This is a genomic window from Roseburia sp. AM59-24XD (assembly GCF_003478445.1).
Taxonomy (GTDB): Bacteria; Bacillota; Clostridia; order Lachnospirales; family Lachnospiraceae; genus Jutongia.
This window is the reverse complement of the sequence record NZ_QUET01000020.1, coordinates 59,517-80,640: the sequence shown is the minus strand read 5'-3', so window position 1 is coordinate 80,640 and position 21,124 is coordinate 59,517. Positions and strand designations below refer to the sequence as shown.

21 protein-coding genes and 1 pseudogene are annotated in these 21,124 nt (G+C 41.9%); 20 read left to right on the top strand and 2 right to left on the bottom strand.

Features of this window, described 5'->3' with window-relative positions; translation table 11 throughout:
- The first annotated feature begins 243 nt into the window (after nt 1-243).
- The 16 genes from DXA20_RS10820 to DXA20_RS10745 all read left to right on the top strand — a co-directional run bounded on the left by DXA20_RS10820 (nt 244) and on the right by DXA20_RS10745 (nt 16,657).
- A complete protein-coding gene (locus DXA20_RS10820) occupies nt 244-711 on the top strand; it encodes a hypothetical protein (RefSeq protein WP_147403743.1) in 468 nt (155 codons plus the stop codon).
- A 225-nt stretch (nt 712-936) separates the two neighbouring features.
- Complete coding sequence (locus DXA20_RS10815) at nt 937-1,731, top strand: hypothetical protein (protein WP_147403742.1); 795 nt, start codon at nt 937-939, stop codon at nt 1,729-1,731.
- 21 nt (nt 1,732-1,752) lie between these two features.
- Nucleotides 1,753-3,240, top strand: a complete 1,488-nt coding sequence (locus DXA20_RS10810; protein WP_118560734.1) for a hypothetical protein — start codon at nt 1,753-1,755, stop codon at nt 3,238-3,240.
- A gap of 210 nt (nt 3,241-3,450) precedes the next feature.
- Nucleotides 3,451-4,350, top strand: coding sequence for an LPXTG cell wall anchor domain-containing protein (locus DXA20_RS10805; RefSeq protein ID WP_118560732.1), 900 nt, complete (start codon nt 3,451-3,453; stop codon nt 4,348-4,350).
- 112 nt (nt 4,351-4,462) lie between these two features.
- Entirely contained in the window at nt 4,463-5,362 is a 900-nt protein-coding gene (locus tag DXA20_RS10800; protein ID WP_118560730.1) for a hypothetical protein, read from the top strand.
- Between the two features lie 21 nt (nt 5,363-5,383).
- The gene (locus DXA20_RS10795; protein WP_118560728.1) at nt 5,384-6,871 is read left to right on the top strand and encodes a hypothetical protein; all 1,488 of its coding nucleotides are present in this window, start codon (nt 5,384-5,386) and stop codon (nt 6,869-6,871) included.
- Between the two features lie 63 nt (nt 6,872-6,934).
- On the top strand, nt 6,935-8,107 hold the full coding sequence (locus DXA20_RS10790; protein WP_118560726.1) for a hypothetical protein: 1,173 nt from the start codon (nt 6,935-6,937) through the stop codon (nt 8,105-8,107).
- A gap of 9 nt (nt 8,108-8,116) precedes the next feature.
- Nucleotides 8,117-9,751, top strand: a complete 1,635-nt coding sequence (locus DXA20_RS10785; protein ID WP_118560724.1) for a hypothetical protein — start codon at nt 8,117-8,119, stop codon at nt 9,749-9,751.
- A complete protein-coding gene (locus tag DXA20_RS16205) occupies nt 9,694-10,191 on the top strand; it encodes a hypothetical protein (protein WP_118560722.1) in 498 nt (165 codons plus the stop codon). Before DXA20_RS10785 ends, DXA20_RS16205 begins: the two co-directional genes overlap by 58 nt.
- A gap of 103 nt (nt 10,192-10,294) precedes the next feature.
- Nucleotides 10,295-11,170 carry an ATP-binding cassette domain-containing protein gene (locus tag DXA20_RS10775; protein ID WP_118560720.1) on the top strand — a complete coding sequence of 292 codons (876 nt, stop codon included), beginning with the start codon at nt 10,295-10,297 and terminating at the stop codon, nt 11,168-11,170.
- 21 nt (nt 11,171-11,191) lie between these two features.
- A complete protein-coding gene (locus DXA20_RS10770; protein ID WP_118560719.1) occupies nt 11,192-12,088 on the top strand; it encodes a hypothetical protein in 897 nt (298 codons plus the stop codon).
- Between the two features lie 18 nt (nt 12,089-12,106).
- The gene (locus tag DXA20_RS10765) at nt 12,107-13,339 is read left to right on the top strand and encodes an FtsX-like permease family protein (RefSeq protein WP_022305014.1); all 1,233 of its coding nucleotides are present in this window, start codon (nt 12,107-12,109) and stop codon (nt 13,337-13,339) included.
- A gap of 14 nt (nt 13,340-13,353) precedes the next feature.
- Nucleotides 13,354-14,721 (top strand): hypothetical protein, encoded by a 1,368-nt coding sequence (locus DXA20_RS10760; RefSeq protein WP_147403741.1) that lies wholly within the window; start codon nt 13,354-13,356, stop codon nt 14,719-14,721.
- Between the two features lie 85 nt (nt 14,722-14,806).
- Nucleotides 14,807-15,490: an ABC transporter ATP-binding protein gene (locus tag DXA20_RS10755; RefSeq protein ID WP_118560713.1), complete on the top strand. Its 684-nt coding sequence runs from the start codon at nt 14,807-14,809 to the stop codon at nt 15,488-15,490.
- A gap of 164 nt (nt 15,491-15,654) precedes the next feature.
- Nucleotides 15,655-15,780 carry a hypothetical protein gene (locus tag DXA20_RS17190; protein ID WP_279222371.1) on the top strand — a complete coding sequence of 42 codons (126 nt, stop codon included), beginning with the start codon at nt 15,655-15,657 and terminating at the stop codon, nt 15,778-15,780.
- Nucleotides 15,781-16,105: 325 nt separating this feature from the next.
- Nucleotides 16,106-16,657, top strand: a complete 552-nt coding sequence (locus DXA20_RS10745; RefSeq protein ID WP_118560709.1) for a GNAT family N-acetyltransferase — start codon at nt 16,106-16,108, stop codon at nt 16,655-16,657.
- A 152-nt stretch (nt 16,658-16,809) separates the two neighbouring features.
- Here the strand turns inward: DXA20_RS10745 and DXA20_RS10740 are convergent.
- A pseudogene (locus DXA20_RS10740) lies at nt 16,810-17,163 on the bottom strand (tyrosine-type recombinase/integrase); the annotation flags it as partial.
- Nucleotides 17,164-17,248: 85 nt separating this feature from the next.
- Here DXA20_RS10740 and DXA20_RS10735 point away from each other — a divergent pair.
- From DXA20_RS10735 to DXA20_RS10715, 4 genes are all read left to right on the top strand, one after another.
- The gene (locus DXA20_RS10735) at nt 17,249-17,710 is read left to right on the top strand and encodes a DUF6040 family protein (protein ID WP_243100621.1); all 462 of its coding nucleotides are present in this window, start codon (nt 17,249-17,251) and stop codon (nt 17,708-17,710) included.
- A 141-nt stretch (nt 17,711-17,851) separates the two neighbouring features.
- Entirely contained in the window at nt 17,852-18,772 is a 921-nt protein-coding gene (locus tag DXA20_RS10730) for a helix-turn-helix transcriptional regulator (RefSeq protein ID WP_118560707.1), read from the top strand.
- Nucleotides 18,773-18,784: 12 nt separating this feature from the next.
- Nucleotides 18,785-19,321, top strand: a complete 537-nt coding sequence (locus DXA20_RS17885) for an MmcQ/YjbR family DNA-binding protein (protein WP_330420804.1) — start codon at nt 18,785-18,787, stop codon at nt 19,319-19,321.
- Between the two features lie 90 nt (nt 19,322-19,411).
- Nucleotides 19,412-20,044 carry a GyrI-like domain-containing protein gene (locus DXA20_RS10715; protein ID WP_118560705.1) on the top strand — a complete coding sequence of 211 codons (633 nt, stop codon included), beginning with the start codon at nt 19,412-19,414 and terminating at the stop codon, nt 20,042-20,044.
- Nucleotides 20,045-20,340: 296 nt separating this feature from the next.
- Here the strand turns inward: DXA20_RS10715 and DXA20_RS10710 are convergent, their stop codons facing one another.
- Nucleotides 20,341-21,039, bottom strand: coding sequence for a TMEM165/GDT1 family protein (locus DXA20_RS10710; protein ID WP_118560703.1), 699 nt, complete (start codon nt 21,037-21,039; stop codon nt 20,341-20,343).
- Nucleotides 21,040-21,124 lie beyond the last annotated feature (85 nt).

Here is a 21,124-nt window from a genome sequence, read left to right as displayed (position 1 = left end):
TAAATAATATATTGTATATAGAAAGTGTTTTACACGTGTGAAATGCAGAAATTTATTATTGCTGAAGGGAGGTGAAAGAATGCATTTATCAACGAAAGGATGCAGAGAAACCATTGAAAAAGCGTTCTTTTCATAAGTAAATAGGGATACAAAATGAAAAGAACGCTTAGCAAAACACACATTATAGTATAACAGTTTATTAGGGATGATTCAACAAAATACAAAAAAATGGAGGAATTTGAGATGAAAAAAATTGTGAAAAATGTAATCGCATTTGTGATGTCATTTGCGATGGTTATCTGTTTATCTTCACCAGCCGTGCGGGCAGAGGAGGTTTCAATGCAGGATGATGGCATAGCATTACAGAGCATTGTGATCGGACAACAATATTTTGTTCAGGATAAGAGAACAAAACTTATGGCAATGTTTAGTAATGCTAATACATTGGTTATTACATGTACAAACTTAACTGAAACAAGCCGGTATATGGAGATGACCGTTTCAACATCAAGTAAATCATTTAAACAGAGAACATTTACAGTTAAAGGAAGAACATTAGACAAAAACAAGGAAACGGTTTATTATTCACATTCGGAAACATATAGTGTTAATGCTGCCTCTGCGGGGAAGATTACAATAATCGTATATCCGCATGTCAATACGAGCCCATCTTCCGGGTATATTGATTCTTTGAAGGGCATACTTCAGTAACAGGTTTAAGAACAGAGTGACTTGCTTAATGATGACTTTTTAGTATGTGATGCTCAAGCTTTACAGATTGAATGGAAAGCCATATGATGTATGTAAAGCTTGAGCTATTTATAAATTTGAAAGGCTGGTGACCGTGTCATGTGGAAAAATTATTTAAAATTATTCATTATTTTACTGTGTGTTATTGCCGTAGACAGTATGCAGGCAAAAGCGTACACGGTAACGGTGGATGTGGATAATGTTTATTCAGAAGTGATTCCGAAGTCGTTTGTGAAAAATGCCCCGGCTATTTTTAAGAAAAATGTGAAAAAAGCTATGAAGTATTACAATAGATATAAGGATGCGGATACAGTTACCTATATGAGAAAAATACCAGATCCATATAGAGATTTTATTAAAGTCGCCCGGAAGATTCATGATTCAGATGAGCTTGTAATACATGATCCGTTTTGTCTTTATGATCCCGGTGTGGGTGAAGTGTCATCCTATTACATTTTTCATGTTAATAAAAATGGAAAAAGATTTTGCATGTTTTACATATATATTGATGATGTGAGCAATAAATTTTCTTTTGATTATACGGGAATAAATCTCAAATATGACGATAAGACGACGAAGAGTGCATTGTTTTACACTTTGGGAGGGGATTTCTATGCTGCGACACCAGATAAGACGATTTGCATAAGCAAACACGAAGAACCTGGCGGAGAAAGAATGAAAATGCAGTCGGATGGAGTTGACTGGGAAGCAATCCTGAAAAAGAGTTATAGGGAGTTTCAGAAGAAAACTTATGAGGAGAAAAAGAACGAAATTTTCAATCGGGCGAAAAAATCGCAAAATAAAAAAGCAATCAAACAGGCAGAAAAAAATATGAGGCTGGAGTTAAAGGATGATTCTGTCGGGGCGGAAAGTGATGTCAAAGCTCTCAATTCCGGGAAAACATATTATGTGGTCATTGGTATCATCTGTGTTATTGCAGTTGTGGCAGGAATTTTGTTGGTACGGAAACGGAAAAGGTAGTAGGAGACGGGAGGGCTGATTATGAAAAAGAAAACATATCTCATTTTATTACTGTTTGTTATTACTACGCTGGCGGGGTGCAGTGGCTTCACGCAAAAGGAGAATCATGTTGGGGAAAAAGCAGGGGAAGCAAAGAAGGAGTCTGTAGCAAAGACAGAAAATACAGTAGTCTGGGCGGTCAGAGAGGATGCAAGGATTCCGAAGAGAAATATTCAAAAAACGAATCAACTGCTTGTGAAAAAAGGCTATGACATTGCTATCAAGGTGAAAAAATTAGAAGTAGACAGGAACTATGAGAAACAGGAAATTTATCATGATGCTCTCGAAAAAGCAGTAAAGGAAAAAGTTGTGGATGTGGCGTATGTTGATGCGTGTTATGATACAGCGCTGGGGGAAATGGCGCAGTATTTACAGAGTGGTCTCTTTTATACGTTAAACAAGTGGCTTCATTCCACAGAAGGAAAGGCTGTTTATAAGCTGTATGACAAGGAGGTCTGGAAAGGAAGCAGTGTGAGTGGCAAAAACTATGTTTTTCCGAATGAGATCTATTATGATGTCCCCCAGGCGGTGATCGCTTTTCGAAAGGATCATGTGTCACAGAAACTGGTTAAATCCTGGGATGGCAGCTGGTCTGATATGCTTAGGATTATGGACAAGATTAAACTTGGCAAGGACGATATGATGGTTGCGGGTTATCCGCAGACAGATTATTTTGAAGGCTGGATAAAGAAGCGGAAATACATGATCGATGATGACATTGTCTACGATATTCAGAATCAAACGGTACATCAGCCATTTGAACTCGAAGAGTTTTATAAATATCTGTCTTTTCTGCATGAGTGTTATCAGAAAGGATATGTTACTCATGGGATGGACAATGGTATAACGACGCAGGATGAGGTGCGGCATCAGGAACGTGGAGAATATGCCATAGCATGGCAGGTTGATCGAAGGATAAATCCTTCCGATCATTTTCTGGTAAGAAATCCGGTGTGTGTAAGAGGAATCCTGGGGGAAGGCACAGCAGTATCCGCCTATTCGGATAAGAAGGAAAAAGCACTGGAGCTTATGAAGATTCTTCGGACAGATGATGAGATAGCCAATACCCTGATATGGGGAGAGCAAGATGCGAAAAAGCTGTTAGATGAGGATGGCTATGTGAAAGATTCCGTAAAGAGAGTCAGTGACCGGTCAGCATTTGGGCTGAATGATGGGATCTTTCAACAGAAAGAGGAGGGAATCACACCGGTCAAGGACATGAGGAAATACCGCAATAAATGGATCCATTATTCGCAGAGAACAACCTCACGTATGCTTGGCTTCTGGCCGGATTACAGCAGCTTTTACGAAGAATTGACAGAATATCAAAAGGTGCTGAAGGAATCGGTAGATTGTTTTCAGGAGGATGATTTTGAAAAAGCATATCAGGAAGCCGCAGAGCGTGTAGCGAAGGCGTGGAAACCTGTGGGAAAGAAGGTACAGAAGCAGATCACGGAGTGGAAACGGTAGGTGTCGGATAAAGGGAGCAGGATTCATAAGAAAGTACAGATTCTACGGAACAGTTCTAAAATACATGGTCAAAATGGGCGAAAAAGCCCCAAATTGACCAAAAATGGCGTTTTTGTGTCGTTTCGTGCAAAAGCTATTCTTTTTTTGACTAAAATATGTTAGGTTGTCAGTAAACAGAAGGCTTTTATTTGAAAGGCAGGTGACCGTGCTATGTGGAAAAATTATTTAAAATTATTCATTATTTTACTGTGTGTTATTGCCGTAGACAGCGTGCAGGCGAAAGCGTACACGGTAAAGGTGCAGGCAGATACTATTTACGCGGAAGTGATTCCGGAGTCGTATTTGAAAAATGCACCGGTGGTTTTTAAGAAGGCAGTGAAAAAGACCATGAAGTATTATGACAAATATAAGGACGCTGATATGGTCACCTATTTGAGAAATGTACCGAAAACGTATAGAGATTTTGTTGACATTGCGCGAAAGATCCGTGACTCAGATGAGATCACGCTATATTCTCTGCAATGTGCTTATATTGTTACCCTGAATGAGGAAGACGAAAATGCACCGCCTACCTTTACTTTTCTTGCAGAGAGAAACGGAAAATTACTATGCGACTTTGGCATATGCATTGACAATAACACAAGAAAATTTACGTTTATTTATGATAACGACGAATCGTTCAAGTATGACAGAAAAAAGATGTATAATGCGTTGTTTTACACCTTGGGGGAGAAATGTTATTATGAGACGCCGGAAAAGACAGTTTGTATCGTTGACAATGAATTGCCGGAAGGAGCAATGGTGAAAATGGAGTCGGATGGTGTTGACTGGGAAGCAATCCTGAAAAAGAAGTACAAGGAGTTTCAGAAGCTGACGTATGAGGAGAAAAAGAACGAAATTTTCAATCGTCTGAGAAATTTTCAAAAGGGAAAGACTGTCAAACAGGCAGAGAAAAATATGAAGCTGGAGTTAAAGGATGATTCTTCTGGGGAGGAAAGTGACACCAAAACCTCCAATTCCGGAAAGATATATATGATCATTGGTATCATCTGTGTTATTGCAGTTTTGGCAGGGATTTTACTAGTGCGGAAGCGGAGAAAACAGCAGTGATTTGATGACAAGTATAACGGGCTGCATAATGATTTCAATAAAGAAATTGTCGTGGTAACTTTATTTGAACAATAGATGAGTCATTTATGGATGAAAGGCAGGTGACCGTGCCATGTGGAAAAATCATTTAAAATTATTGATTATTCTGTTGTGCGTTATCGCAGTAGACAGCGTGCAGGCAAAAGCGTATACGGTAACAGTGAAAGAGGATAGCATTTATTCGGAAGTGATTCCAGAGTCGTTTGTGCAAAATGCCCCGGCTATTTTTAAGAAAAATGTGAAAAAAGCCATGAAGTATTACAATAAATATAAGAATGCTGATCCGGTCACCTATATGAGAACAATACCAGACATGTATAGAGACTTTATTGAAATTGCTCGAAAGATCCATGACTCAGATGAGATTGTGATACATGCTCCATTTTATCCTTATGATGTTGGAGTGGACGATGAAGAAGAAGGGACTCCTTTTTATAATTTTCTTGCTGAAAAAAATGGGAAAAGGCTTTGTATATTTAGTCTGTATATTGATGACAAGAGTAAAAAGCTTACTTTTGGTTACAGTAAAATGACTCAGTATTTCATATATGACAGCAAGACGACGAAAAATGCTTTGTTTTACTGGCTGGGGGAGAAATGTTATGCTGAGACACCGGATAAGACGATTTGCATACGTAATTTGGAAGTGTCTGGCAGAATCAAAATGCAGACGGATGGTGTTGACTGGGACGCAATTTTGAAAAAGAGATACAAGGAGTTTCAGAAGCAGACCTACGATGAGAAAAAAGATGAAATTTTTAACTATATAAAAAAATCACAGAAGAAAAAGGTAATTAAAAAGGTAGAAAAAAATATGAAGCTGGAGTTAAAGAATGATTATGTCGAGACGGCAAGTAATCCTGAAGTGTACGCCGAAACTTCTAATTCTGGGAGGGTTTACATGGTCATTGGTATCATCTGTGTTATTGCGGTTGTGGCAGGAATTTTGTTGGTACGGAAACGGAAAAGGTAGTAGGAGACGGGAGGGGTGATTATGAAAAAGAAAACATATCTCATTTTATTACTGTTTGTCATTACTGCGCTGGCGGGATGCAGTGGTTTCGTGCAACATGAGAAACATGTTGAGAAAAAAGCAGGGGAAGCAAAGAAGGAGGCTGCAGCAAAGACAGAAAATACAGTAGTCTGGGCGGTCAGAGAGAATACAAGGGTTTCGAAGGAAAATATTCACAAAACGAATGAACTGCTTGCAAAAAAAGGTTATGATCTTGCAATTAAGGTAAAAAAGCTAAAAACGGACAGGACTTATGAGAAGCAGGAAATTTATCATGATGCACTTGAAAAAGCAGTGAAATCCGGTGAGGTAGATGTGGCGTATGTTGACGTGTGTTATGAAACAGCACAGGGGGAGATGGCACAGTATTTACAGAGTGGTCTCTTTTATCCGTTAAACAAATGGCTTCATTCCAAAGAAGGAAAGGCTGTCTATAAACTGTACGACAAGGAGGTCTGGAAAGGCAACAGTGTCAGCGGCAAAAATTATGTTTTCCCGAATGAAATTTATTATGATGTTCCGGAAGTGGTGATCGCATTTCGAAAGGATCATGTGTCGCAGAAGCTGATCAAATCCTGGGATGGAAGCTGGGGAGACTTATTCCGGATCATGGAAAGGGTCAGGCTCGGTAAGAATGACATGATGGTGACCGGTTATCCGATGATGGACTTTTTCGAGGGACGGGTGAAGAAGCGGAAATATATGATCGATGATGACATTGTCTACAACATACAGGATCAAACCGTACATCAGCCCTTTGAACTTGAAGAGTTTTATGAATATCTGTCTTTCCTACATAAATGCTATCAGAAAGGGTACGTCATTCATGGCATGGACGATGGCACAACGACACAGGATGAGCTGCAGCATCAGGAGCGCGGAGAATATGCAATGGCGTGGACGGCAGAAGAATGTCTGAAGCCCTCAGATCATGTCTTTGTCAGAAGACCGGTGTGTGTAAGAGGAATCTTGGGGGAAGGCACAGCGATATCTGCTTATTCGGATAAGAAGGAAAAAGCACTGGAGCTTATGAAAATTCTTCGGACGGATGATGAGATAGCCAATACTCTGATATGGGGAGAGCAAGATGCGAAAAAGCTGTTAGACGAGGATGGCTATGTGAAAGATTCTGTAGAGAGAATCAGTGACCGGTCAGCATTTGGGCTGAATGATGGGATCTTTCAACAGAAAGAAGAGGGGATCACACCGGTCAAGAACATGAGGGAATACCGCAATAAATGGATTCATTATTCGCCAAGAACAACATCACATATGCTTGGCTTCTGGCCGGATTACAGCAGCTTTTACGAGGAATTGACAGAATATCAAAAAGTGCTGAAGGAATCGGTAGACTGCTTTCAGGAGAAGGATTTTGAAAAAGCATATCAGGAAGCCGCAGAGCGTGTAGCGAATACGTGGAAACCTGTGGGAAAGAAGGTACAAAAGCAGATCACGGAGTGGAAACAATAGGTGTCGGACAGGGGACAGATCAGCTTATCAAAATGATGTGAAGAGGATGAGGAGGTTATTGTTATGAAAGGGAAACAAAAGAAAATTATCATATGCGGCATTTTGCTGGTACTCTTTGTGGGGGCTGTGATCGGGGTCAAAAGTTATCAGGACAAAATGAAGAACCGGCTCTGGTCATCAAAATGGGAGGACAGCTTTTGGAACCTGAACAATGAAAATTATATGACAGACGGAATATTACGCCAGCAGGACAGCTATATCCGGTTTTGTGACAATTCCACCGGAAAGGATGATCTGATCTGCGTGGATCAAAACTGCAGCCATGAGGCATCGAAGGACTCCGCCTGTGGGGCGTATGTTTATGCCTCCCAGCTGGCAGGGATCGCTATCCGCGGCAGTCATATCATGTATGTTGCAGATTCCAAGGAGGATTATGGAAAGTATGCATTATATGTGGCGGATCTTGAGGGGAAAGACCGGAGAAAGCTTGCGGATCTGATGCAGGCAGATCAGGTCTATGATGTGTTATATCATGGCAGTATGGTCTACATATCTTATCTGCAGATGGAAAAGGATGGTCAGGAATCCACGGTTTACGGGATCTATGCGTATGATCTTCAGGAGAAGAAGGGACAGCATTTGTTTCAGGAAGAAGGGAATAATTATACGCCGGATGGGATGGCGATGGGAGAAAAATGGTTCTATATTTCTTATGCGTATTCGGACGCAGCTAAGGATGATATTCTGGCTCACAGCGAGGACCGGCAGTTTGAAAAGGAACATGTCAGAACCTGTGTAAAGGCACTTGATCCGGTATCCGGAAAAGTGAAGGAATCGCTGGATGGTTTTGGAAATAATAACGTGCTTCTGTGTAAAAACGGATATCTGTTTTATACAAAAGATCAGGATCTGTACCGTTATTCGGAACAAAACGGTTCCGTAGAAAAGATCAACGAAAAGGGAGACTATATTGCCATGACGGGCGGAGCGGAAGGAAAGGCGTATTTTAGAATGGCAGATCCGAAAACCGGTAAATTAATGTGTGCCGTTTATGATATCGCTGACGGTAAGTGGAGCAGTCAGGTGACAGAGCCATTTTTTGCGAAGGCGGTCCGAGGGGATCATGTGTACGGAATGGATGCGGAAGGAAATCCGGCATGGATCCCGTTAAAAGCGATGGAAAAAGGAGATGTCTCCAAAATACATGTCTACAAATCCCAGTGGGATGTGGAATAACAGGAAAAGATGGAAAATGCTGCGGATGCGGTGTTTGATCATGAAAGGGAGGAGAAGATGCATTTACTAAAGCAGGAATGGAAGAAGCTGGTCACAAGAGACGGTTTTCTGGCTGTTTTTCTTCTGTGCTTTGCGGCGACGCTTTTGATACTGTGGTACCGTGTTTACCGGATATCGTATGGGGACAGTTTTTTGCCGTCCCAATACTGCAGAATGGCAGAACGGGTCCAAAACATGACGGAGACGGAAGCGGAAAAATATTTCTCAGAGGAACAGCAGGAATATGACCCTGTCCGAAATGTGGTACAGAAGGAATGGAGATCGGCACACAATTATGAGAATTATCTGGACAAGATCCGCTCCGGGGGATCCGGCGGACTGCGTGGTCTGGGGAAGAATGTTTATCAGGAGCGTCTGCAGAAAAAGCTGCAGGCGAAATACCGGGAAATGGATCCGGCGGAGGTTTCCTTTGCGGGAGGAAGAGGAGTTTCCCTGTTCTGTCATACGGATGTGGCGGACATGATGGCAGTGCTGATGATGTTATTGATCATATTCCGGCTGGTGGTATGGGAAGCGGAATCGGGAATGGACGGCATCAATATGGCTGCCCGGAATGGGGCTGCATGGCTGACGCGCATCAAATGGGCTGTGGGACTGATGGCATCGGCGGCGGTGCTGCTTCTGATCCAGATGTATAAGCTCCGGCTGTATACATCGGCGTATGGATTTACCGGATGGAACCGGGTCATACAGGTTTTGCCGGAATTTGTGGGGGTTGACCGGAGGATCACGGTATTCTGGTTTGTATGCGTTTTTCTTGTCTGTAAAACAGCAGGCTTTTTACTGCTTTATACGATCTTTTTCTGGCTGGCATGTGTGGGACGCAGTGCTGTGAGGACGGTTATCCTGTATGGTCTTTTTACAGGAGTTTCCCTGTTTACCGCTTACGGGATATCTTTGTCGGGATATCTGGCAGTGCTCCGGTATTTCAGCCCGGCACAATGTATCAATCAGGAAATGCTGTTATCCGGTTATCATGCCCTGAAGCTTTTCCAGTATCCGGTAAGTTATCTGGGGCTGTGGACGGCGGTCTCCTGTGTTTTATTTTTCGTTCTGGCAGGACTCATTTTTCGAAGCCGTATCCGGAGAGTGGAAAGCAGTCTGTCCCGGAAGCCGGTGTTTCACCGGGGAAGTCACCGATACCGCCCGAAATATTTCCGGAGCCTGTCCGGATGGGAAGGCAGGAAAGGCATGATTTACGAGGGGAGCCTTTTTGTGCTGGTGTTGACACTGGCTGTGGTGCTGTTGGTTTACCGGCCGCCGAAGGAATCGATATCCACGTCACAGGAGAGCTATTACCGGGAGGTGATGCTGGGACTTCAGGGGCATGATACCCCTGAAAAACGGGATCAGATCCGGGAGAAGATCCGGAGCTGGAAACGCTGGAAAAGGATGTGGAGCAAAACGGGCAGAAATACACACAGACAGCCATGCAGGTGGCAATGTCGGAACTGGAAAAGCTGGATGTGCTCCGGGAGGTGGATACCTATCTGGATTATCTGGATGGCAGGAAGGATCCATATATCGTGTACGAAAAGGGATATCTGTTACTGCTTGGAAAGAAGCTGCCCGGAGGATATCTGAAGCTTTGCAGTATCCTGGCGGTGGTCGTGATGGTGCTCATCAGTGCCCGTCTATGGGGAGAGGATGAATGGTGTGGGACGGGAATGCTTTGCATGGCAAGCCGGACCGGCATGAAAAAGATCACACACCGGAAGATGTGCTGGAACTTTCTGTATGCACTGTTTACCGGGATCATTGTGTATGCTCCGTGGATCTGGCGGTGCGGGCAGACCTATTCCCTGCAGGCGTGGTCTGTGACGGCAGACAACCTGACCGTTTTTAAGGACATTGGATTTATGAGTCTGGGAAATGTTATTTTGTGCAGCTATGCACTGCGGGTATTGTATCTGGCTGCGGTGGGATGTGTGACAAAAATGGTACAGAGGAAGATATCCAGTCAGAGTCTTACAGTTTATACGGCACTGATATTCAGTCTGCTGCCGGTGCTTCTGTTTGCGTGACGGATGTGTTATTTCCGCAAAGGCGAAATGATGATGGAACCAATAAATATGTTTCATCCGAGCGGATCTGCGGAAGCCCGGACGGAATAGATCGGAGGAAGATATGTTAGAATTACAGCATGTGGTAAAAAGTTATGGAGATAAAACGGCGTTGAAGGATTTCTCGTTAAAACTGGATAACGGACTGTTTGGTCTGCTGGGGGAAAACGGGGCAGGAAAATCCACCCTGATAAAGATACTGACCTGCAATCTGGAGCGTGACGGCGGCAGTATTTTGTTTGATGGAAAAGAGATCTGTGATATGGGGCGGGATTACCGGGCACTGATCGGATATCTTCCGCAGGAATCCGTGGGGTATCCGCGGATGCGCGTGGGAGAGTTTCTGGAATACATCGCTGCCCTGAAGGGGCTTGACTATGACAGAAAGCAGCTGCGGGAGATCATTTATACAGCGCTTGAGCAGGTGCATCTGGACAAGGAGATCCACACGCATTTCGGACAGCTGTCGGGAGGAATGAAGCGCCGTCTTCTTTTTGCACAGGCAGTGATGGGGGATCCGAAGATACTGATTCTGGATGAGCCGACAGCGGGACTGGATCCCAATGAGAGGATCTCCCTGAGAAATCTGATCGCCAGAGAGGCGATGGATAAGATCGTGATCCTGGCAACCCACATCATCAGTGACATTGACTGTGTGGCAGATCACATCATCCTGATGAAAAAGGGAACCAACCGGGGATGCAAGCGCCCGGAGGAGTGGATGGATTCGGTAAAGGATAAGGTGTGGGAGATCACATGCGATGCAGGACAGGCGGAGAAATTTCAGAGCTTGTACAATGTCACGGCGATGCGGCAGTGCCGTGAGGGGATCAATATGAGAGTGCTGTCTGAAGAGGATATGAAGGCGAAGGGATGGCGCCATTGTGAGCCGACATTGGATGAGGTGTATTTGTATTATTCTTCTGTTCAGGAAGATTGATGAAAGGCAGGTGACCGTGATATGTGGAAAAATTATTTAAAATTATTCATTATTTTACTGTGTGTTATTGCCGTAGACGGTGTGCAGGCAAAAGCGTATACGGTAAAGGTGCAGGCAGATACTATTTACGCGGAAGTGATTCCGGAGTCGTATTTGAAAAATGCACCGGTAGTTTTTAAGAAGGCAGTGAAAAAGACCATGAAGTATTATAATAAATATAAGGACGCTGATATGGTCACTTATTTGAGAAATGTACCGAAAACATATAGAGATTTTGTTGACATTGCGCGAAAGATCCGTGACTCAGATGAGATCACGCTATATTCTTTGCATGGTGATTATGATGTTACAGTGAATGAGGAAGACAAATATGCACCGCCTACCTTTTCTTTTCTTGCAGAGAGAAACGGGAAAGAGTTATGTGACTTTGCGATATGTATTGATAATAACACGAAAAAATTTACGTTTATTTACAGCACCGGGGAGTATTTCAAATATGACAGAAAAAAGATGTATAACGCATTGTTTTATACTTTGGGGGAGAAAAGCTATTATGAGACGCCGGAAAAGACAGTTTGTATAGTAGACCATGAATTGCCGGAAGGATCAATGGTGAAAATGCAGTCGGATGGTGTTGACTGGGAAGCAATTCTGAAAAAGAAGTACAAGGAGTTTCAGAAGCTGACGTATGAGGAGAAAAAGAACGAGATTTTTGACCGTTTGAGAAAAATTCAAAAAGGAAAGATCGTGAAACAGGCAGAGAAAAATATGAAGCTGGAGTTAAAGGATGATTCTGCCGGGACGGAAAGTGATGTCAAAGCTCCCAATTCCGGGAAGTTATATATGATCATTGGTATTGTCTGTGTTGTTACAATTGTGGCGGGAATTTTGCTGGCACGGAAGCGGAGAAAACAGTAGATGGCGGGAGGTTTGTTTATGAAATACATACTAAAAAATATAAGATCCTTTGCCCGGGATTATACAAAAATATTTATACTGCTGCTCATTACGATCGCGGCATCGACATTGATCATTCATCTGTCGTATGGAATGTTTCGGGAGTACAGGGATCGCAGAGAACTCAGCAGGAGCGCTGCGAATGAGATCGTGTTTCGCCTGAAAAGCTCTTATGCACAAAAGGACATTGCCAGAGCGGATAACCAGATGCAGACAGTGGGAGATCTGGAGAGCCAGACATATGAGAAACGGGATGATCTGCAGGATGTGACCGTGGCGGATATCAGGAAGTTTGCGAAGAAAGCAGATCAGGAAGTGCTGGGGAAGCTGTTAAATATTCACACAGGACTTCTTGAGGGGGAGTATCGTTTTGAAACGGATTTTCTGATCGATCACGGCAGTATTGTCAACAGTAGTGAATATGGTCCGGATTCTTTTTACAATTATGAGTTTGGAAACGGGACACAGAACATTTTTCAATATGGCAGATATTTTACCGATCAGGAGTACGCTTCCGGAGAAAAGGTATGTATTATGTATGGCTTCCAGAAGAATATGAAAGGTGATTATCTGAAAAAGAATCTGACCGATGATGGAAAGGTGATGATCGGAGACCGGGAATATGAAATTATTGGTCTGCAGGATGGAATTGGAACAGGTTTTATCCCGATCACATCAGTAAAAGAGGATGATGTGCTGCTGGATGAAATTGATATGCGGTTTAAGGATAATATATCTCTGCGGGAGATCAATCTGTTGATTCAGGCTGCCAGACAGTGTTTTGGAGACCGGGTAGACTGTAATTATGAACTGCAGCAGACAGAGGAAAATGATTATCTGTACAATACGATCCTTATGCTTGTGTTTATCGTATCGCTGGTGGCAGCATTTAATTTCTGTGCGTTATATCATTATATTGTGACAACCAGACAGCGGACATTGACTATTTTCCGGGTATGCGGACTGGATTATCGCAGGAGTGTAGGAATGTATCTGGGGGAATGTTCGATTTTGTCGGTTGGAACATATCTTATTACATTATTCGTATTTCGTTTTCTGCTGATGCCGTTTCTGGCAGCAAGATGGAATGTCTTTGACTTTCATTTTCAAACGAAGGTTTATCTGATCTTATTTCTGATTTACTTTGTATCATCCTTTATCCTGCAATTCGTGATGATACGCTGGAATCTGAAAAAGAAAATGATACGTTAAAGGGGGAGATGAGTATGATTTGGAAATATGCGGTGCGTGAATGTAAGGCGCATGTGATGATGTCTGTTTTATGTCTGGTTCAGGCGATGCTGTTGTTTGCAATCGTTGTGGGAATGCTGTCGATCTTTATGGTGCGCTATGCCGGATACCGGCCGGTGCGTAAGCTGGTGGAGCGAAAAGGGTTTATCTGTATGTTGGACTCCAGCTATCATATGGATTCGGAAAACGGAATGATGGTGCAAAGCTCTCAGGCGTATGAGGCGATGTTAAAAGATGCTCATGTGGAAGGTCAGTATTCGGTGGATGCATTTGTGGAGGAACCCCAGGAAATTACCGATGCGCGCAAGAGAAATTCCTATTACAAGAATGTCTGGGCGTATGATGATGCGTGGATCAGCGGGTATCAGCCGGCATTAAAATCGGGCAAATGGCTGCAGACGGACAGTACGGAAGGGGAATATCTTGAGGCTGTGGTGCTGCAGAATAAGGATCAGTATAAGACCGGAGACGTGGTGTATGTGGATACTAATTCGACGACGGAGCTGCAGACGAAAATTCCGGTGAAGATCATTGGAGTGATCGATCCTGCTGCGGATATTATTTACCGGTCGAATAATAACGGTTCGGTGGATTATCAGATTCTTTTCAGCAATATGGTAAAACAGACCGACGATCTGTCCAAGCTTGATTATATGGAGTCAGAGGCGTTTAATCCGGTTGAGTTTTTTATATCCAAGAAGAATCTGGACTGTGTGCAGGAAGCATATGCAGACAAGGAATCAGAGAAAAATCTTTCTAAAAATTATGAAAATGTATTGAAGACAAAAAAGCAGATTTTTACGACAATATTGTCCGGTGTGACGCTGATCACGATGGACCGAAATTGTTCTGAGTCAGTGTACCAATACAATAAAAACAAAGTCGCTCAGATTTCCCGGTTTGGTTTTCTTCATGATCTGGATTACATCAGGAAAAATACATGGCAAAACATCATGGCAGATCTTTCAGAGCTGATCCCGGTGGGGATTGGAATGGTACTGTTTACGATGATTTCGTTTGTGACACTTTCGACGTTGATGTATCAGAAGAATATGAGAAAATATTCGATTTATTATGTGCAGGGACTGACCTGGGGAAAGATTTTCCGGATCCATGTATCGTATATTTTTATGATCGTTCTGGCAGCCCTGCTGCTTGGCATTCTGGTGATTTTGGCAGCCGGACATTTTGGAATATGGAGTGGTCTGGCGGTGCAGCTTGGAGTCGTACAGATGATCGGCTGTCTGCTTGTTGTGGTGTTATTGCTGGCATCATCGGCACTGATGTGTCTTTCTATGGTGAAAGGCAGTTCAGCCAGAGAACAATATGGCAAAGGGATTTAAAGCAGCTAATGCGGTCGGACGACCATTGCTTTCGTGAATCTTGGTGTATTGGATCGCAGCGGGCTGCTTGGAAATGGAGAGAACTATGATTTGTTTGAAAAATATCGTGAAAACATATAATAAAGGAAAAAGCAATGCATACGAAGCACTTCATGGGGTATCAATGGAGGTAAAGGACGGCGAAATGACGGCGGTGATCGGAACCTCCGGTGCCGGAAAATCAACACTGCTTCACATTCTCGCCTGCATTGACGGATATGATTCCGGAGAATATACGATTGATGGAGAGGAAGTCGGAAGGATTTCCGAACGGCAGATGGCACAGACGCGCAATGAAAAAATTGGCATGGTCATGCAGGATTTTGCATTGGTGGAAGGCTTCACTGCTCTGGACAATGTTATGATTCCGTTAGATTTCGCGGATGGTAAACACCGGCTTAAGAAAAAGGAGCGTCGGGAGAAGGCATTGAAAATGTTAGATATGGTTGGTATGAAGGAATATGCCGGAAAACCGGTCAACAATCTGTCCGGTGGACAGAAGCAGCGTGTAGCGATTGCCCGCGCGATCGCAAATGATCCGTCGATCATTCTGGCAGATGAGCCGACAGGCGCACTGGATTCGGCGACGACGCAGGAGATTATGAATGTGTTCCGGGAGCTGAACGAGCAGGGCAAAACGATCATTATTGTGACGCATGATCCGGCTGTGGCAGAGGCGTGCAGCAGGGTGATACAGATCGAGGACGGAAGGATCGTGGAGGAGGTTTGAAGTCTGAAGCGGTTTGTTTAAGTGACATGTTCTTCTTGAATAGTGTAAGCAATTTGAATAGTATAAGCAATTGCCCCGTTTTTTGGAAAAACGGGGCAAAATCAGTACATAAATATATAAAAAACGGGGCAAATGATGTATCGTATCAGTTGGAGGTATTGCTTATGTACAGAAAAGATTCCATTACCGTAAAAGAATGGCTTGAGCATTCGGATAAGGCACTGCTGGTGACCGGAGCATACGTTAAAATAGGACTAAATCAAGAGAAACCTTATAAAACAAGAGTTTGAATGCTTTAAGCCCTATTTTTTAAAAAGTCCGCGAGAGAATATTCTGCAATTTCAAATAATGAGTTAGACTGAATGCAAGTCAGGGATAACCTGATGGACAACTAAATGTGCAATTACAGGTTTAATGAAAAATCATTATCATACCAGAAATGTCATATAGCTGCCTGTAATGGTGGCTTGCTTTTATCCGGAGGTAACTGTGGAGAAGATGAGTCTTATCGAAAGAAGCAGTAATTTATCGCATAGGCGCAGAAGTTATGATATACTGTGTCTATGCGAGATTAAAGAAACTTACAAATCGGAATTTTTAGGGGGGAGATAAATTATGACCTTCAATAAAGAAAAAATAATCATAAGACCAGAGAAGTTATCCGAATATGAAAAAGTTGATAAGTTGATTTATAAGGCTTTTGCTGAACAACATAGTATAGAAACTGGAAAATTTATGATGCAACACTTTAGAGAAGAAAGAAAAAAAGATACTTTTATCCCGGAGCTTTCTCTTGTTGCTGTATTAGAAAACGGAACAATTGTTGGAGAAGTTGCGCTTCACGAAACAGATATCGTCACAGAAAATGAAAATATTACGCAATTGGTTTTAGCACAAAGTGCTGTTTTGCCAGAATATAGAATGCAAGGAATTATGAGAAGATTAGTAGAATACGCACTAGAGAAAGCTGAAAAAATGGGTTATGGAGCAGTGTTTCTTGGAGGAAACCCTAATCTTTATGGTAGATTTGGCTTTGAACCATCTTCTGCATACGGAATTTATCACGAAAATAGAAAAAAATGGGGCGATGAAGGATTTATGGTGTGTATATTAAAAGCAGGTGTTCTAGATGACGTAACAGGTACAACCTATTATTATGGTGGTTAATATCTGTTGAAAAATTCCAGTTTGCCGAAATATCTGGCTGACTTTCCACATTTTACAGACATTTCAGCCTGTTCGTTAGTGAAATGATATGTATTTTCCCTTATTTTTGCCCTTATGAGATCATTGTAATGGAAATAAGGGAATTTCTTTTTTTAGTCATTGCCTGCCACTTTATCAAGCAGCCTTGCTGATTCCCGCTTGGCTTTTCTTGTGGAGTGAGCATAGACATTCATTGTGGTACTGACATCTGAGTGCCCTAACAGTTCCTGCACATCCTTTGGTGCTGCTCCGTTTGCTAGAAGGTTACTTGTGTAGGTGTGGCGCAACTGGTGAAAGTGAAATCCTTCAAATCCATCCAGTTTCTGTGCAATCTTCCTGCAAACAATTCCTAATGTACTTGGCAGTTCCAGACTTCCGTTCGGTCTTAAGCAGACAAAGGATATTTCATTGTAATCCTCAGGAATTTCCTCTGTTCCATCCAGATGATAGAACTCATAGTAAGTTCTGTAATCAGACAACTTATCTGAAAGTTAAGGAAAAATATGATATGCAGAGAGAAAACTTTTAGGCAGATATAAAGCAAAAACAGCCATGTATGAAGCATTGATGTTTCTGCTGATATGGTATTCTGTATCAATTACTCTTTTTCAGATGATACAGTCAAAGGTATTTATCTCTGATTGCAGAATATTCTTTGATGCAATCGGAACTTTCACACAGACCATTGCTGGCTGGGTTGTAATGACAGGAAAGAACGTGGCACAGATTAGTAATGGAATATCCAATCCTGTCGTTGCCGGAATTATATACTGGCTGATACGAATATTGATCTGCGGTGGATGTCTGGTGGGTGCGGGAATACATGTAGCGTTTATAGGGATAAAGATTGCAGAGTTATATAAGAAGTGCTGCTGGGATATGATTACCATATTGGTAACAATTATAAGCATGGCAATAGCAATCTACTTTGGAGATTGGATAATGACAGTCTTGCCGATCAATCTGCTATTTTTCTTATTATTCGTGCAACTGGTATATTTTGGAATCAAGTGATATGTAAAAGGCTGGCGGGAAACAATGGGATATAGTCAAATATAGAGTGATTTATCTATGTTGTTTTTTATAGTATAATGGAAACATGACATACAGTTGTCGTGTTTCCTATGTTAATATGTAATATGTAAAGGAGAATGTATGAAAATAGACAGGCAGTTAGGAATTTTATCCATACTATTACAGACAGAAACGGTTACAGCTCCATACTTGTCGGAAATATTTGAAGTGTCGAGAAGAACAATAAACAGAGATATTGAAGATTTATGTAAAGCAGGTATACCAATCGTAACACGACAAGGAAAAGACGGTGGGATTTCAATTATAGACGGCTATAAAATTGACAAAACAATGTTGACCCGTGATGAAATGCAGGATATCCTTGCAGGATTACGTAGTTTGGATAGTGTGAATGGGACTAATAGGTATGGACAGTTAATGGAAAAGCTGTCAATAGGATCTTCTGATTTCTTTGTGGGAAATCAATCGGTGTTGATTGACCTTTCTTCGTGGTATAAAGATTCTCTTGCATCGAAGATAGAAATGATAAGAAAGGCAATAGAGCAGCATAAGGAGTTAGAATTCTTTTATTATGCTCCAAATGGTGAGTCGCAGCGAACAATTGAACCATATTATTTGATTTTTCGATGGTCAAGTTGGTATGTGTGGGGGTGGTGCCAAAGTAGAGGAGATTACCGACTTTTTAAATTAAATCGTATGGATAAAGTATATTTATCTAAAAACTGTTTTTCGGAGAGAACGGTTCCTCTTCCGGACTTGAAAGATGAACGAATATTTCCCGGTGGAATTAAAGTAAAAGCTTTGTTTGAGGCAGATTGCAAATGGCGGTTGGTAGAAGAATTTGGACCGGATTGTTTTAGAGAACAAAAAGATGGAACGCTTCTTTTTCAGGCAGATTATACGAATAAGGAAAATCTGCTTACATGGCTATTGACCTTTCGAGATAAGGTAGAATTGCTAGAACCCAAAACAATGAGACAAGAATTGCGACAAAGTATTCTGCAAATGAAGAAAAAATATGACAATACAATGGAAGGCTAAGGAGAAATGTGAATGGAATCAAGGTGTGGTATTTTATGTAGCAAATGTGACTGGCAAAAGACTGAAAAATGTAAGGGCTGTTCTAATATTGACAAACCTTTCTGGGGAGTTTGTCCGGTAAAGAGCTGTTGTGAAGAGAAAAAGTTGGAGCATTGTGGGGAATGTACGGATTTCCCATGCACACAATTAAATGAGTTCGCTTATGATGAAAAAGAAGGTGACTGTGGAGTCCGACTTGATCAGTGCAAAATCTGGTCTGCATTAATACAGATGCGATATAGTTGGATTGACGATTTCCTTATGAAGAAAAACGGCGTGACAAAACTACCACCACAGTGGAACTGGATCCGTTATGCGGTAGGTGGAAAAATGTTTGCAGCAGTGTGTCTTGGCGAAGATAATAGACCATATTATATAACTTTGAAATTAGAGCCATCAGAGGGTAGCTTTTTGCGTGAACAGTATGAGGATATCATACCGGGGTATTACATGAACAAGCAGCACTGGAATTCAATAAATCCAAACGGTGAAGTCGAAGAGATTTGCTAAAAGATTTATTGGATAAATCGTATCATCTTGTGCTTGGAGGTTTCAGTAAGAAGAAACAAAAAGAGATTTTAGAAAGTGGGGATGCAAAAAATGGCATTTGATTTTAAGAAAGAATATAAAGAGTTTTATTTACCCAAGAATAAGGCACAGATTGTAACAATGCCAAGGATGAATTATATAGCAGTTAGAGGTAAAGGAAACCCTAATGAAGAGGGCGGACAATATAAAACTGCGATTGGTGTTTTGTATTCTGTTGCTTACACTCTAAAGATGAGTTATAAAACGGATTACAAAATAAAAGGTTTCTTTGAATATGTAGTTCCACCACTTGAAGGATTTTGGTGGCAGGATCATGTTGAAGGTGTAGATTGTTCCAATAAGTCAGATTTTAACTGGATTTCTGTTATTCGGTTGCCTGATTTTATTACAAAGAAAGATTTTGATTGGGCGGTAGACACCGCTTCAAAAAAGAAAAAGATGGATTGTTCCAGTGCAGAATTTCTGAGTATAGAGGAAGGCTTATGTGTACAGATTATGCATATTGGATCATTTGATAATGAGCCTGAAACAGTAGCAATAATGGATAAATATTTGGGAGAAAATGGATATGTGAATGATTTCACAGATGAACGTCACCATCACGAAATCTATTTATCAGACCCAAGAAAAGTTGCACCGGAAAGATGTAAAACGGTTATCAGACATCCGATAAAGAAATTGTAATTGGCCCTATGTCAAGATTTAGTACAAGTTAAAATGAGTTTTTCTCATAATATTTCTTATGTCCGGTTATTTAGAGATCCTACTGATCTGTGTCAATTTTTTAGTCATATTTCACGGATCAACTGATTTCTCAGGCAAAATTCATATTTTATTTTCCGGACATAAGAAATATTATGGGCATACATCAATTTGAGGTATGGGAAGACTTAGTTATTTGAAGCAACCCTGATCTACATGATCTTGTTGACTGATTGTTTCTTTGAATCAGCTTTTATTCATAGTGCCTTGCGGACGGATCACTCGTTTGGCTCAGCCTTATCCCTGTGGATACGCTTCATAAAGACGAAGGTGCTTGCCAGGATGAAAAGCACCGCAATGATCATTGTCACAGGAAATACTGCCGGATGATTTTTGCCGAGCAGAAGTCCAAGTCCTTCGTGCATGGTGATATTTCCGAAGATTGCAAAGATAAAGAATGCGAGAGTATTTAACATACCGTCCGGAGTCTTGCTTTTCAGAAGATAACCGATCAGCATACCGAGGATGTCTGCGGCAAAAAGACCGATCGAGCAGGCGAGCCAGACTGTGACGGCGGCATTCATACCCTCATTGGCACCGAAGGTGATTGCGGTAAGCTGTGTTTTGTCTCCGAGCTCGGCAACGAAAAATGTACAGAAAACCGTCAGTGGTGCGAAGCGAGAGACATTTTCTTCTTTGGTCTCTTCCTCCTCGTCATCATCGCCCTTCAGAGAGGTGATGGCAAAAAACAGAAATGCGGATGCGGCAACAAGTCGGATGAGCCATGTTGGAATGATCTCGCTGACCAGACCACCCAGAAGAACGGCTAGTCCGTTTAACACAAGAATGGCGGCTGCTGTGCCGATAATGATGTCGCGCAGCTTGAAGCGCGAGGTCAGTGCAACCAGCATGAGCTGTGTCTTATCACCCATCTCAGCGATAAATTCGGTGAACATAATCTGGAAAAATAAAAGCATAAGAAATCTCCTTACGTATTGTGTGAGGAACCGGTGGTAAAAAGGACAGAGCCGGAGTTTGCGTTACGGACACTTTCCGATCCGG